This window comes from Rhodanobacter sp. B2A1Ga4 (genome assembly GCF_018101315.1).
Lineage (GTDB): Bacteria > Pseudomonadota > Gammaproteobacteria > Xanthomonadales > Rhodanobacteraceae > Rhodanobacter > Rhodanobacter thiooxydans_A.
The window spans coordinates 621143-635835 of record NZ_JADBJR010000001.1 but is presented as its reverse complement, the minus strand read 5'-3'; the positions used below and the strand labels follow the sequence as shown (position 1 = coordinate 635835).

At 58.6% G+C, this 14693-nt stretch carries 9 protein-coding genes; 6 read left to right on the top strand and 3 right to left on the bottom strand.

What is annotated here, in order from left to right; genetic code table 11:
* Positions 1-341 precede the first annotated feature (341 nt).
* A complete protein-coding gene (locus tag IMW82_RS02840) occupies positions 342-743 on the bottom strand; it encodes a hypothetical protein (protein WP_211003816.1) in 402 nt (133 codons plus the stop codon).
* A 1222-nt stretch (positions 744-1965) separates the two neighbouring features.
* On the opposite strand from IMW82_RS02840, the gene IMW82_RS02835 reads away from it, so the two are divergent.
* Positions 1966-2709, top strand: a complete 744-nt coding sequence (locus tag IMW82_RS02835; protein ID WP_211003815.1) for an SseB family protein — start codon at positions 1966-1968, stop codon at positions 2707-2709.
* Between the two features lie 209 nt (positions 2710-2918).
* On the opposite strand, the gene IMW82_RS02830 is transcribed toward IMW82_RS02835, so the two are convergent.
* Together IMW82_RS02830 and IMW82_RS02825 are read right to left on the bottom strand one after the other, a co-directional pair.
* Positions 2919-4112, bottom strand: a complete 1194-nt coding sequence (locus tag IMW82_RS02830) for a hypothetical protein (RefSeq protein WP_211003814.1) — start codon at positions 4110-4112, stop codon at positions 2919-2921.
* Positions 4078-4821 carry a recombinase family protein gene (locus IMW82_RS02825; protein ID WP_280518334.1) on the bottom strand — a complete coding sequence of 248 codons (744 nt, stop codon included), beginning with the start codon at positions 4819-4821 and terminating at the stop codon, positions 4078-4080. Before IMW82_RS02825 ends, IMW82_RS02830 begins: the two co-directional genes overlap by 35 nt.
* Before the next feature lie 566 nt (positions 4822-5387).
* Here IMW82_RS02825 and IMW82_RS02815 point away from each other — a divergent pair.
* Genes IMW82_RS02815 through pglX form a run of 5 tightly spaced genes read left to right on the top strand, consistent with a single transcriptional unit; the run spans position 5388 to position 14685 of the window.
* Positions 5388-6230 carry a WYL domain-containing protein gene (locus IMW82_RS02815; protein ID WP_211003811.1) on the top strand — a complete coding sequence of 281 codons (843 nt, stop codon included), beginning with the start codon at positions 5388-5390 and terminating at the stop codon, positions 6228-6230.
* Between the two features lie 4 nt (positions 6231-6234).
* Entirely contained in the window at positions 6235-6888 is a 654-nt protein-coding gene (locus IMW82_RS02810) for a DUF1819 family protein (RefSeq protein ID WP_280518333.1), read from the top strand.
* Entirely contained in the window at positions 6885-7463 is a 579-nt protein-coding gene (locus IMW82_RS02805; RefSeq protein ID WP_211003809.1) for a DUF1788 domain-containing protein, read from the top strand. The genes IMW82_RS02810 and IMW82_RS02805 overlap by 4 nt, the downstream gene beginning before the upstream one ends.
* Entirely contained in the window at positions 7426-11133 is a 3708-nt protein-coding gene (gene brxC, locus IMW82_RS02800; RefSeq protein WP_345777112.1) for a BREX system P-loop protein BrxC, read from the top strand. The genes IMW82_RS02805 and brxC overlap by 38 nt, the downstream gene beginning before the upstream one ends.
* Before the next feature lie 3 nt (positions 11134-11136).
* On the top strand, positions 11137-14685 hold the full coding sequence (gene pglX, locus IMW82_RS02795; protein WP_211003807.1) for a BREX-1 system adenine-specific DNA-methyltransferase PglX: 3549 nt from the start codon (positions 11137-11139) through the stop codon (positions 14683-14685).
* Positions 14686-14693: the final 8 nt, after the last annotated feature.

Genomic DNA, 14693 nt, shown 5'->3' with positions numbered 1-14693 from the left:
GTCAGCTCCCTTGCTTGTTTGGGAACAGGAACGCGTACACGTCCTTCCACTTCAATTCGGTGCGAGAAAACGCGCGTAGACAGTAAGAGACCAGGGGGGCGGATCGAGCGAGAGCGTCCGTATATCGATCTTCGCTAGAGCGTGATGTGTTCATGCGGGAATCTCCAGGCAAAGGGCGGCCTTGCTCTTTGCCTTCAGAGGCAAAAAGCACTTGACGCCGCCTGCGAACCGTGATTCCCTACATGCGCTTAGCCGCCAAACTAAGATGCAGTTGAGAGCCCCTGTTCGCAGGGGCTTTTATTTGGGCCCCGCTTGTGCATGCAAGCAGAAACCCGCACTTCTCAGCGTGTTTTTGCGGAGTCGATGTCCTCCTCGGGCGTCCGAATTCGTTGCTCGTCCTCGTCGACATGGCATCGGCTGTGTTCAAGCGCGCACAAAAGTTCTGCCACGGCTTCGGTGGTCGCAAACCATCCGCGCCGTGGCGGCATTTGTACGAGCGCCACGGGCAGCTGTCCGCGCTCCCTGGCTTTCCGGACCGCGCCGACCGACGGATACCTCAGGACGGCGGCAAGGTCGGACAGCGTCAGCACATCACCGAATCGCTTGCGGAGGTCCGTCTCGCGTTCTGCTTTCGTCACCATATGATTGGGATGTCTTCGAGTGTCGCCGCTTGTCGCGCGGTTTCGAAGGACGCTAACTCGTTCGAACGGCCCGCGGTAGGGCAATGATTCGCGCTGTGCCATGCACATTGAAACATTTTCTTGCTTAAAGTGCGTCAATGTGGTAGTGACGCAAAATCTATGCGAACCGCTGTACGCATTCTCGGAACCAGACTCTGGTATCGCCACGCATTGAACGTGTCGAGGGCGGTCACGCGGAACGAATTCATCCGCAAATTCGAATGCTTTGCATCACCCGATACGGGATATGGTTTGAATCCGAGCCTCATGCGCGCCTGGGAAACAGGAAAACGCTACGTTTCCGAAGGTATCGTCCACCGGGTCGACAGCCAGATCGCAGGGACAGGATACATATTCGCTATAGCGGCTCTGCTGGGACCAAAGACCATGAGCGCGCCTGCCGCCGGACGGGCAGTGCGGAGCCTCTACATCGCGCAACCGGACGGAGGGCGACTTTGGGTGCTCCCTCGTCTAAGTGGATCCGCGACGTCTAGAGGCGAGGCGATCTCGTATTCTTGGGACGATTCGGCGTCACTCGCATCGCGTGGAGATTTTCTTGGCTTGTTGGCGATCCTGACCTTGCTAAGGGAATCAGCGGCCAGTTCTGACTTTCATCGTGTCGGCCAGTACGCGCTTGATCTTTACGCGACGTTACCATCCGTATCCAGTCTTGGATGGGTGCGGCCTGATGTTGACCTGCTGCTGCAGTGCATCGAAGACATGATGGTCGGTATACGCTGGATTCTCGCCCATGTTTCGGTTGACTGGGACGCATTTCGTGCGCAAATGTCGAATCCTAGGCTTTGGCAAGGTACGCCACCTTGGATCATCGGCCGTTCTTTCAGCTCAGTTGAAAGAAGTTCCTGCCGGCCTTCTGCGCGTCCCGTGCCGCTGTTAGAAGACGTAGAACCCCTGTGGCCGTACATTCGCCAACCTGCGAAGGTTGGGGGAACAACACACCGGTCACACCCATTCCAGAGGATGCCGCCGCTACGTGTGCTTGGGAGTGTCGGGCCTCCTTGCAACCCTAAATCATAAGCATGCTAGCGGCGTGCGATCACCTTCGACCGAAGGCGTGGGCTCGGTCACGGCCATGCTTCGCGCTGTCAACAGCAATTAATTTTGTTTGCTTGAACAGCGCGTTTGGAATGCTGGAAGGTGATACTTGATGAAGTCCGACATGGAGCCACGGAACGCGTTGGCTTCCGTCGGAATATCGATTTCCAAGACCTTGCTGATTCGTGCCGCCTGCTGATGGACGTGGACTAACTGCGAGTCCATCCCCATGACAACGGTAACAACGCCGCAACTCCAGACATTACTGCAGGCCGCAAGGTCGCCGGCCAATCCGGGAGACGGGAAGCGCGTCGAAGAAGCCTTCTTCAAGGCACTCCTAGCCTGCACCATGTATGCGCATGTCCCGGCTGGCCCCGTGCCGGCGGATCGTATCCGGTTCATCCAGTTCGTCCGGCCCGACAACAGCCAGACAGTGCTGCCGTTTTTTAGTGATCGCGAACAGGCGGAAATGGCTTCGGCAGGGAAGGTGGGCATCGTGGCGATGAGTGGCCGTCGCCTCTTTGAGCTGACCCAGGGCGCTACTCTGATGCTGAATCCGAATGTCGATCAAGTGGCGCTCTATCCGCCCGAGATCAAAGCGCTCTTGGAATGGCGCCCCTTGGGATTCTTTACTCAGGACGCGTTGCAACAAGGTGAGCCGGTAGGTGTGTGTCCGCCTACCGTTCCAACGGATGCGCTGGTCTTGGCTCTGCGTGAACTGTTCATGCGTGAGCCGGCGGTACGCGCCGGTTATCTGCTCGAGGTACACCGCGGAACCGATGATGCAGACGTTTTCCTGTTGCTGACCTTGGTAGTGACGTCGGGAAACGAAGAACGCCTGGTGCAACTGACGACATTGGAGTTGAACTCCACAGTGCCGCCCGCAGCGCTTCCGGTCACCTTGACCTGTGTGCCTCCCGATGCCCCGCTGCCCGAGATCTGCCATCACGGCATTCAGTTCTACGGAACCTGAGAATGGGACTGCGCTGCTCCCGCCAGCGCGTCGGACACTTAAAGGGCGCGACCTCGCTGAGGGAGGCGCGTGGCGCCATCGCCTGCGTACCGAATAGGTCAGCAAACTGCTGACCTATTGACCCGATCATGCAGTGATACCGATTTTTTGCAACAGGTTGTTGCAAAATTTCGCTAGGGCCAAAGCCATCGTCAAAAGAGAGGCTCTTCTCAGGCCAACCGATCGATCAGCCGCCAGTCATGGTGATCGCTTCGCAGCAGGATTCTCCGCCAGTAGTCATCTCCAAACCGAACGTTGTAGACCGGACTGGATCGCACCATCCGCGTCATGACAACACCGATGCCAAAACTCTCGTGCCAGATGCTTTTGCCAAATAACGGATCTGAATTCTGATCTGGAACAGCTGTCACTGAAACGATGTGCGGAGTCGGGAAAAAGGGAGATGGAGCCGGCTGGGACACGAGCGACGAAATAGGGTCTGCCCGGCTCTTCGGCGGTTCGCAAATGGTCAGCCACCCCCGTCGATTCGGAGCTCGCGTCAGCACACCGCAACGCATCATCTTGCCCACGAACTCGTCGATGGGTTCGAAGAAATTGGGGATACGGTTGTTCTCCTCACGATTGAAAAACCACGCCCACGGCAGGCGCATGCGATGGCCCCGCTTCAGGGCCTCGTCCCGTGCAACCCACTGCGCGCGGAAAAGCGACCACAACGATTCGTCTGCACCGTAGGTGGCTCTGACCCAACGGCCGAGCACCGCTTGTTCAAATGTTTGACCCGGCAGCTTCCCCTCAATGAAGCGTAAGTATGCGCCGGCCTGCCAGAGGTATGGATGCGCGTCGTACACCCAACCCAAATCCGGTACGACATGTAGATACGACCGGGCTGCATCTTCGGTGACTAGACTGACAGCCACGTCAGCACTGGACCGGTCACGCCTCAGCAGTTCTAGGTACTTCGCCTCGATCACGCTCTTCGAGGTTTTCTTTTCCAATGTCGCCAGAGCTGCCAGGTGAGGCTGGCGACACTCTTGGCGATACCGCTCCTTGCGAGTAGTCATGGCTTGTCTTTGCGCATCATTTTCTTCGCGAAGCCTTTGGCGAGAGGCCCGGTCAACCGCGATGACCTTATTCTTGGCACCGATCATCGCTTTGAGCTCGTCGCGGGAGCGTCGCCATGCCTCCGAAGCCTGCGGATGGGAAATCCAGATTCGGTTGCTGGCCGTGTTCAGCACAAGGCGCTCAAATAGATCAGGATCTTCTGCCTGATCGGCTGTGATCCTCGATAGGTCAATTTCCACCATACGGTGACCATCGGACTGGACGTTACGGGTCTTCTGATCGCCGACGGCGTGCGTGACTCGTATCTCAATCAGCAGATCGCCTTCGGAATCCCTCGCCACGACATCGGGACGATAGCGCGGACTCCAGGAACTCTTTATATATGTATCGAACCGTGGCGACTTCGTCTTCGGGACCTGGCACGAGTACCACGCGATCGGTCTGCAGGCTCTTCTTTTCCCCGAGCCGAAGGTGCCCCTTTGGCATCCGGTTTTCATCCAGCAACATGCGCCGAAGACCATAACCCGCGGTGCCGCCCTGGCGAAAACCCAATTCGATCAGGCGGCATTGTCCCTGGAAGACCTTGTTCGACAATTCACGGCTGTACTCGCCCGCCATGGCGCGCTTGACGCTCTTCATGATGGTCGCCATCGGGCTGCCATCGTTCTCGAAGGGCTCAGCACAATAGAACACCTGGATGCCGGCGCGCCGGCACAGATACTCGTAGTAGGCGCTCTCGTCCGCGTCCTGGAAGCGTCCCCAGCGGCTGATGTCGTAGACGAGGATGCCACCAAATCCGGGGGAGCCGGATTCGACATCGTCGATCAGCTGCTTCAGCGCATTGCGCCCCTCCAGGCTCAGCCCGCTCTTACCCTCGTCGGCATAGGTCCGGACAATAGCCATCCCGTGCTGGGTCGCGTATTTGCTGATGGTGTCGCGCTGGTTCTCGGTGGAGTAGCGCTGATGATCTGTGGACATGCGGACGTACTGGGCGACCTGAGTGGGTCGCTCGTTGTCACCATGGTGCGATGCGTGTCCCCGCCAGCCCATATTCGCGCCTGGGACGAGTCCCAATGCCGTGGAGAATGGCAATCATTAGGCAAAATGTTGGATAAAGTCAAGAAATTCCAACACATGAGAAGAAAACTACTCTGTCATGGCTGTTTACGACGGGCGGGGCGGGCGACCGCCTCTGTATCTGTATTCAAGAACGCCAGCAGTCCATTTTTTTGAGTACTCGTTAGGCCGCGAAACCGCTCCAGCAGGCGTATCTCTGCGGGGGCTAGGGGTTCTGGCAGATCCTCGGCGACTAGCTCCCATGGATGGCAAGTGAGTGCTTTCGAAAGGCGAACCAACCAGTCTACCGTCAGCCGGCGCTTGCCACTTTCAAGAAGACTGATCTGCTGGTTTGTCGTCCCAGCTTCTATAGCCAGCGCTTCAAGTGATAGGCCCCGCGCTTGGCGGAGTACTCCAATACGGTTGGCCACGCTTCGAGGGAATCCTGATGATGTCTGCACTTGCTTACATAAGGTAGCAGAGGTGCGGAGCACGTCTATTTAGCGATTTGTCGATCATAGCTTATACGCTATGATCTGGAGGTCGACAGGAGGAATGCCTTGGGGGAATCCCGACTCAATACCGATGCGGGTTTGCGCGTCGTGGAGCTGTTGCTGCTCTGGGAGGGGCGGGTGCGCAATGCCCGGCTTCGCGCCATGTTGGGCATTCACTTCACCACCGCCAGCCGGCTGGTCGCCGCCTATCGGGAACTCAACCCCGGGGCGACCGAGTATGAGGCGTCCACGAAGAGCTATTTGGCCACGCCTTCCATCAAAGCTGTCCTCACAGATGGCACGGTAGAGGAGTACCTCGCCCTCGTTGATCGCACCCGTGCCGGCACCGAGCCCGTCGTCCGTGTGCATATGGATCTCGGTGACATCGAGTCGGCGCTGTTCTCGCTGCTGCACCGAGCGTGTGAGGACAACAGTGGCGTGAACATCACACATGGCTCCATGCGCAAACCCGGTCGAAACAGTCGCGAAATTTGGCCACATGCATTGGTACAAGCCGGTCGCCGCTGGCACGTGCGCGCCTGGTGCGCACAAGTTTTGGCGTTTCGAGATTTCAGTCTAGGTCGCATTCATGACGTGCGCCCGTTGGATGCGGAGAGGCCAGCACAAGCTGATCCCGCGCTGGATATCGCTTGGCAAACTTTCGTGGATCTTCGACTTGTCGCGCATCCTGAACTATCCAGGGAGCAGCAACGCCTCGTGCAGGATGAGTATTTCAAGGGAGCTTCCACGCGCGGTATTACCGAACGTGGAGCCTTGCTGCCTTACCTGATTCACGATTTGCGCGCGTCCCTGGATGTCTCCAAAGAGCAGCCACCATCATTTCAGCTGGCCGTAGCCGATCCATCAGCTTTGGCCCAATGGCTGTTGCCCGTCGAGCAGGCCTGCTGAAACCATGTTGATTGACTCATCCCATCCACAAACGCTCCCAATCGATTCTCACTGGACGCACGTTTTGAAGCAGTATCAAGCCGATTTATCCGCCGGATCATTGATGCTCCCTGAGAGCAGGGTCATCGCTGGGCTATTACTTCAACATCCCGACGATTCCGCCTGGGAGCAAGCGCTGCGCGTGGACAACGTGCTGCAGAAGTCATCGCCGGCCACTGCGATACGACAGGCAAGACTGATCCGTTTTCGATTGGAGTCCATCGACTCGTCCGTATGGAAGTCGATCAAAGATGGCGACAAGGAAATCGCCACCCAGCTGTTGTTCGCCGCCGCAGTCAAGCACAGCGAACTACTCAAGGACTTCCTGCGCGAGGTCGTGGCCGATCACGTCCGACGGTTGGAGCGTTCCCTTTCGGTCAACGCGTGGGAACCCTTCCTGCACGATTGCGCGGCGCGCGATCCCGCCGTTGGCACGTGGAGTACCTCGACACGAAAGAAGCTGTTGCAGGTAATCATTCGCATCCTGGCCGAGGCCAGGTATCTGGAAAGCACCCGGTCGCTTCGGCTGCTGCCTCCGCATATTCATCCCGATGTCCGGCAGGCCCTGGCGGCGGTTGGAGAAGGGCGGCTTGTGCAGATAATGGAGCTGTACGCATGAGCGACCATTTCCGCGAACGCCTCAATCGCATCCTGCCGAAGATCAGCTCGGCGGACTTCCTCACCAACAAGGGGCTGGGCAATGAGATCGGGTTCTGGGTCTTCGACTACCCAGCAGAGCAGGAAATGGTGGTGCGAGGCTTCATTGCCGACATCCTGATTCCCGGCCTCGCCAGGCAGCAACCGGTACTACGCCCCGCGGTTGTCAACCTCTTCGACCTTATCGTCGACCTGCTGGAAGACCGAAAGCTCTATGACCGCGTCCTGTCGATCCAGAACGACAAAGGCAATGACGCGGCCTTGGCCGCGCTTCGCCCGGTGCTGAAGGAAGACAAGCTCGCCCAACGCATCGCCAGTCAGATCGACTTTCAACAGGTGGAAATGCTGCTGCTGACCGGGGTAGGAGCGGCCTATCCGATGCTGCGCTCGCACACCTTGCTGACGGCCTTGCAGCCGATCATGAACCACACGCCCGTGGTGATGTTCTATCCCGGGCGCTACGACGGCTTCTCGCTGCGTCTGTTCAACACATTGGCCGATGACCACTACTACCGCGCCTTCCGGCTGGCGGAATGATTCACAGGGGATGACTGAAGACATGAAAATCAGGGAGCTTTTCCGCAAGCCGATTGACCGCCCAATCAATGGCGTGATCAAGGCTGACCAGCGCGATGCCGAAAGCATCTGGCAGGAACTGGACGAATACGTGGTCACCAAGCAGTTGGCCGACTACTTTCGCCGCTTCTTCGACGCCTATCTGGCGGCCGGTGACAATCCGACCAACTCGGTCATCACCGACCGCATGGGCGTGTGGGTGTCCGGCTTCTTCGGCTCCGGTAAATCGCACTTCATCAAAATCCTGTCGTACCTGCTCGAAAACCAGGAAGCGGTCGACCCGGTCTCCGGCAACACCAAGCGTGCGGCCGAGTTCTTCGACGAAACCAAGATCAAGGATCCGCTGTTGCTGGCGGACATCCAGCGTGCAACCCGCGGCAGCGCCGACGTCATCCTGTTCAATATCGATGCCAAGGCGGATAGCAAGTCCGATCGCGATGTGGTCTTGCAGGTGTTCCTGCGTGTGTTCAACGAAAAACTCGGTTTCTCAGGCGATGCGCCGCACATCGCCGAGATGGAGCGCCACCTCGTCAGCAAGGGCGCCTACGACACATTCCAGCAGGAGTTCGCGCGCATCCATGGCGGCTCGTGGACGGCGGAACGCGATGCGTTCGACTTCCTTCGCGACGAAATCGCCCAGGCTTTGGCGGTGGCGTTGAAGATGTCAGTGGAATCCGCCCAGCGCTGGTTCGACGAATCCCGCGACAGCTACAAGATCAACATCGAGAACTTCGCCAAGCTCTTGCGCGAGTACCTCGATACCAAGGGCAAGGACCATCGCATCATCTTCCTGGTCGATGAGGTCGGCCAGTTCATCGGCAACAACACCCAGCTGATGCTCAATCTGCAAACCATCGCCGAGCAGCTCGGCACCCAATGCAAGGGGCGCGCCTGGGTCATCGTCACCAGTCAGGAAGATATAGAGGCGGCCATCGGCGAAGCCAACAAGGCGCGCTCACAGGATTTCTCAAAAATCCAGGGCCGCTTCCACACCCGCCTGTCGTTGGCCAGTTCCAATACCGACGAAGTAATCGGCACACGCCTGCTGGCCAAGACCGAAGCCGCGCATGAGGCGCTGCGTAACGTGTTCGAGCAGCAGGGCGACATCATCAACAACCAGATATCGTTCAACGGCAACGCCGTGACCATGCGCGGCTACCTCGATTCTGTCAGCTACGTGGCCAACTATCCGTTCGCGCCATACCAGTTCGAGCTGCTGCAAAAAATCTTCGAGGCCATCCGAAAGGTCGGCGCCACCGGTCAGCACCTTTCACGCGGCGAGCGTTCCCTGCTGGATGCGTTCCAGTCCGCCGCCAAGATCAATGCCGATCGCAGCATCCAGTCGCTGGTGCCGCTGTACGACTTCTATCCCTCGATCGAGAGCTTCCTCGATACGACCGTAAAGCGCGCCATCGACCAGGCCGAACAAAACCCATCCCTCGAAAAGCAGGACATTCGCCTGCTGAAGGCGCTGTTCCTGATTCGCCATATCGCCGAGGTGATCAAGCCGTCCATCGACAACTTGGCGGCACTGTGCCTTGATCAGATCGATGCCGACAAGCTGCAGCTCAAGCGGCAGATCCAGCAGAGTCTGGAGCGGCTGGAGCAGCAGCGCTTGGTCAACCGTAACGGCGACCTGTGGTTCTTCCTCACCAATGAAGAGCGCGACATTGCTCGCGAGATCGGCCATGTCGACGTATCCGCCGCGGAGAAGTCCAAGCTGCTGGCGGAGATCGTCTTCGACGAAATCCTCGGCGGGCAAACCAAGGTGCGCCACCGCGATACCAAGGCTGACTACGAATTCAACCGGCTGCTTGATGGCGCGCCGTACCGCCAAGCCAATCATGCGCTGAGCCTGGATATCCGCTCGCCGCTGGGTGACGACTACGAAAGCCTCAAGCCGGATCGCTGCATCATGCTCAGTGCCGAAGGCAACGGCAAAGCGCTGATCCGCATGGGCGAGGGAACCCGTCTGGATATCGAGCTGACCCTCTATCGGCAGATCGAGAAGTACGTCGACAGCCCCAAGGCCAGCGCGGCACCGCCGTCCTTGCGCAAGATTCTGCTTGAGCGCAAAGACGAAAATCGCGAACGCCGGCAGCGCCTGGTCGCCCAGATCGGCGAGCTGATCGTGCAGGGTGACTGCTACGCCAAGGGTCAGCAGGTGCGCTCCAAGGCCGCCACGGCACCCACGCTGCTGGATGAGCTGATCAATTACCTGATCACCAATACCTACAACAAACTGCCGTACCTGAAGATCCGCAAGCCCGATCCCATTGCCGAGATTCGCGCGCTGCTCAGCGCCGACAATGTCGGACAGCAAGAGCTGGCGCTCGGCGGCGAGGACGGCAACCCACAGGCCATCGACGAGGTGCGCCAATACCTGCAGCTCGCCGCCTCGCAGAATCGCGTGTTGCTGTCCGACGTGGTCGATCGCTTCACCGACATTCCCTATGGCTGGAAGCCGGAGTGGGAAGTGGTGCTGCTGATCACCCGCCTGTTCATGGCGGGCGAAATAAAGCTCACCATGGGCGGCTCCGATCTGGATCCGCGTAGCGCGTTCGATCCTTTGACCAAGGCGGTGCAGCACAAACAGATCTCGATCCTCAAGCGCAAGACAGCCGATGCCGGCAGCATCGCGCGCGCGTCAGATCTGTATCGAAAGCTGCTTTTGGGGCAGCCCAGCAAAGAGGAAAGCGGCTTGGTCGCCGACTTCCGAGAGAAATTTAGTGACTGGAAAAGAGACCTGACACGCTGGCAGCTCACTGCCGGACAACCGCATTACCCCGGCAAAGATGTCATCGACGCCTTGCTGGCACGCTGCGAGCGGCAGCTTGCCATCCGCGATCCATTCGAGTTCATCGAGGCGCTCAACAAGTCACGCGACGAATGGCTGGATGCCGGTGAGGATCTCAACGACGTCCGCGGCTTCTACACCAACCAGTTGCCGACCTGGCAGCGCTTTCTGGCCACACTCAATCGTTTCGAGCCCAACCGGGATGTGCTGGCCACCGACCCCAAGGCCAGCGTCGCGCTGAAGGATCTGCAGCATATCCGCGAAGAGCCGGCGCCCTACGCCAGCATCAGCCGGATCGAGCCACTGCTGGCCACCCTGGAAGCCAGCAACCAGGCCTTGGTGCAGGCCCAGCGCGAAGCAGCGCTGCGCACCGTCGAGCAGCGGATCGATGAGGCCAACAAGGCCCTGGCGCAGGCATCAGCGACTGCCGATCTCAGCAATGCTGCGCTGCATCCGCTGCAACAGACGAAGCTGAAAATTGCCGACGCGGTCAGCATCCCGGAGATCCAGTTTCTGGCCAACGGTGCCGGCGACAAGCTCGAAGAGGCGATGGATCTGATCCGCGACACCTTGCTCAAGGCACACACCGTCGCGCAGGCTGCCAGCAAAGCGGCCACAGCTAGCGGTGCGGCCCAAGCGTCGACGAGTTCCGCCTCGGCTTCCGCATCGGCCGCTGCCGCAGCGGCCCCGAAAATCTCCCAGACCATCCGGCCGGCTGCACTAGCCACCAGCACCTATCTGGAAACCGAGGCCGAGGTCGACACCTACCTCGCCTATCTCAAAAACCACTTCACCGCCGTGCTCAAGTCCGGCAAACGCATTCGGATCCAGTAAGCAATGAACACAGGGAATCTCAAGAGCTACGCCCCGCAAGCGCGCAAGGACTTTATCGCGGCGGTGACGGCGCGTGCGAACCTGCTGGGCCTCAGCGAAGACAAGGGCGTGCTGCAGGTAGCCGAGGCCGAGGTCAAGAACGACATTGTGATGATCGCCGGCCGCCCGTGGCCGGTGAAGGTCAACGAGCAGCGCAACAAGCTGATCGCACGAATGAAGCTGCAGGGCTTCGGCCACACCGTCGAGGCCGTAGCCTACGCCTGGTTCAACCGGTTGGCCGCGCTGCGCTATATGGAGGTGCACGACTACCTCGGCCACGGCCGACGCATATTGTCGAATCCGCAGGGCGGCTTGCCCGAAGTGCTGGCGCACGCGCTGGATCTGGCCGAATCGAACGCGTTGCCGGGCTTGTCCGCCGACACCGTGCGCGAACTGAAACTCGCCAATCAGGATCCCGAGCTGTACCGCCTGATCCTGATAGCCCAGTGCAATGCGCTGCATCAGGCCATGCCGTTCCTGTTCGAGCAGTTGGGCGATGAGACCGAGCTGCTGTTGCCGGAGAACCTGCTGCTCACCGATTCGGTGGTAGCCAAGCTGGTGCAGTCCATCCCCGAGGAGGACTGGCAGCAGATCGAGATCATCGGCTGGCTCTATCAGTTCTACATCTCGGAGAAGAAAGACCAGGTTATCGGCAAGGTGGTGAAGTCGGAAGACATTCCGGCAGCCACCCAGCTGTTCACGCCGAACTGGATCGTGAAGTACATGGTGCAGAACTCGCTAGGCGCGCAGTGGCTGGCGACCTATCCGGACTCGCCGCTCAAGGCGCAGATGGAGTACTACATCGAGCCGGCTGAGCAGACCGATGAGGTCAACGCGCAGCTGGCGGCGACTACGCCGAGTTTGCTCAACCCCGAAGAGCTGACGCTGATCGATCCGGCGAGTGGCTCCGGGCACATCCTGGTCGAGGCGTACGACCTGTTCAAGGCAATCTACCTGGAACGAGGCTACCGTCAGCGAGATGTCGCAAAGCTGATCCTGGAGAAGAACCTTTTTGGTCTGGATATCGACGAGCGGGCGGCTCAGTTGACGGGTCTTGCGCTGATGATGAAGGGGCGCGCGGATGACCGGGGCCTATTTGAGCGAGGTGTGAAGCTCAATGTGATGGCGTTGATAGATAGCGCGGGGTTTGATGCGGAGCGGTTGGCCCAGGGCGTAAAGCTTGCGGACTACGGGCTGAGCCTCGGTGAACTTACGGAACTGAAAGATTTGTTCGAGTACGCGACGACGTTTGGTTCGCTGATTCAAGTGCCGGAGGAACTAGCCAAAAAACTGCCCTTGCTGAAGGAGTTGAGCGAGGCAACTAGTCACGACATATTCGTGTCGGAGGCGCTCAAGCGCTTGAGGCCGTGGGTTCAGCAAGCAGAGTTACTGGCGACGCAGTATGACGCAGTGGTGGCGAATCCGCCGTATATCGGTAGCAAGTACCACAGCCTCGCTCTCAAAAACTTCTTGAAGGACCATTACCGAGGCTACGAGAAGGACGTTTTCTCAGCGTTTATTGATCGTGATCTGGCGTTCAGTAAGGCGCATGGTCGTTCGGGATTCATGTCGCCATTTGTTTGGATGTTCATCTCTAGCTACGAACCGCTTCGTACACGCCTAATCACCAAAGAGACGATCGCGTCCTTGATCCAGCTTGAGTACTCGGGTTTCGAGGGAGCGACGGTACCTATCTGCACCTTTACGATTCGAAAGGGTCATCTGGACGAGCACAAGGGGTGCTACGTCCGGCTCTCAGATTTCCGCGGCTCGGAGAACCAAGGACCGAGGACTCTAGAGGCTATCCGGAATCGCAGCTGTGGTTGGTTCTTTGAATCTGACCAAGACAATTTCAATAAGGCTCCGGGCAAACCAATTGCCTATTGGGTGAGTGCTACGTTTCTCGCGATGTTTGAGAGCGACGGGAAGCTCTCGGATCGATTCGATTCAGGTGGTCGGTGCAAAACCCATAACGATGAGCGCTACGTGCGTTTTGTCTGGGAGGTTGACTGTGAGAAGCGTGATGGTAAATGGAAGGAGCTCTCTCATGGGGGCGAGTTTCGGAAGTGGTATGGCAATCGGTATCGAGTATTTGATTGGTCCGAAGGAGCCCTTGAGTTTTATAGATCGAAAGGTGGCTTGAGCAATCCGAAGTACTGGAAGCGCGAAGGCGTAACTTGTTCAAAAATTACTTCGGCATTGAACGCGTTTCGCATCAAGTCCTGTTACGAGGAGTTTAGTTCGCTTGCGCCGACGATCATCAATGCGGAGGACAGCCAGAGTGGGACTCGACTCGCGCTTCTTTTCTTGAACTCCAACGTGGTGGCTAGAGCTTTAAAGCTCGTCAATCCCACGTTGACGCTAAACGTGGGAGATTTTCTCTCATTCCCACTTCCATCGCTTCCTGTCGAACGGCCGGTTGGCCAAATTGTTGATGGCCTATTGGCTGTTGCTCGAAATGACTGGGACGCCTACGAGCGGTCATGGGACTTCCAGTCTCCGCCACTACTTACAGCTTCCACCGACTGCCCGCGTACCATCGAATCCACTTACGCCGCCTGGACCACCCAAAACCGCGAAACCATCGCCGAAATGAAGCGCCTCGAAGAGGAGAATAACCGCCTCTTCATCGACGCCTACGGCTTACAAGGCGAACTCACTCCCGACGTTCCCATAGAACAGATTACCCTCACGGTGAATCCCGCCTACCGCTACGGCGGCAAGCTCACCGAAGAGGAGCAGTGGACCCGTTTCCTTCAGGACACCATGGCGGAGCTCGTCTCCTACGCCATCGGCTGCATGATGGGCCGCTACAGCCTGGACGCACCGGGCCTGATCTACGCCAACAGCGGCAACGTCGGCTTCGACGCCTCGCGCTACACGAAGTTTCCCGCCGACGCCGACGGCATCGTGCCGGTCACCGATGAGCTGTGGTTCGAGGATGATGCCGCGTTGCGCGTGCGCGAATATCTGCTCGCCGTGTGGGGCAAGGATTCGCTGGAACAGAACCTGGCTTTCCTAGCGGACAACCTGGGCCGCAAGGCCAGCGAATCGCCGGAGCAGGCGATCCGCCGCTACCTAGCGGACAAGTTCTTTAAGGATCATCTGCAGACTTACAAGAAGCGACCGATCTATTGGCTGTTCTCCAGCGGCAAGCAGGGCGCGTTTCAGGCCTTGGTCTATCTGCACCGCTACAACGCGGGCACGCTGTCCCGCCTGCGCGCCGAATACGTGGTGCCGCTGACCGGCAAGATGCAGGCCAAGCTCGAAGAGCTGCAGCAGGATGTCGCCGCGTCTAGCTCGACCGCGCAACGCAACAAGCTCACCAAGCAGCTCGAAAAGCTGCGCAAGCAGCACCTGGAGCTGCTCGCCTACGACGAGCAGTTGCGCCACTACGCCGACCAGCGCATCACGCTGGATCTGGATGACGGGGTGAAGGTGAACTACGGCAAGTTCGGCGAGTTGCTGGCCGAGGTCAAGGCAGTGACCGGCGGGAAGGGCGATGACGAATAATCGGCGCC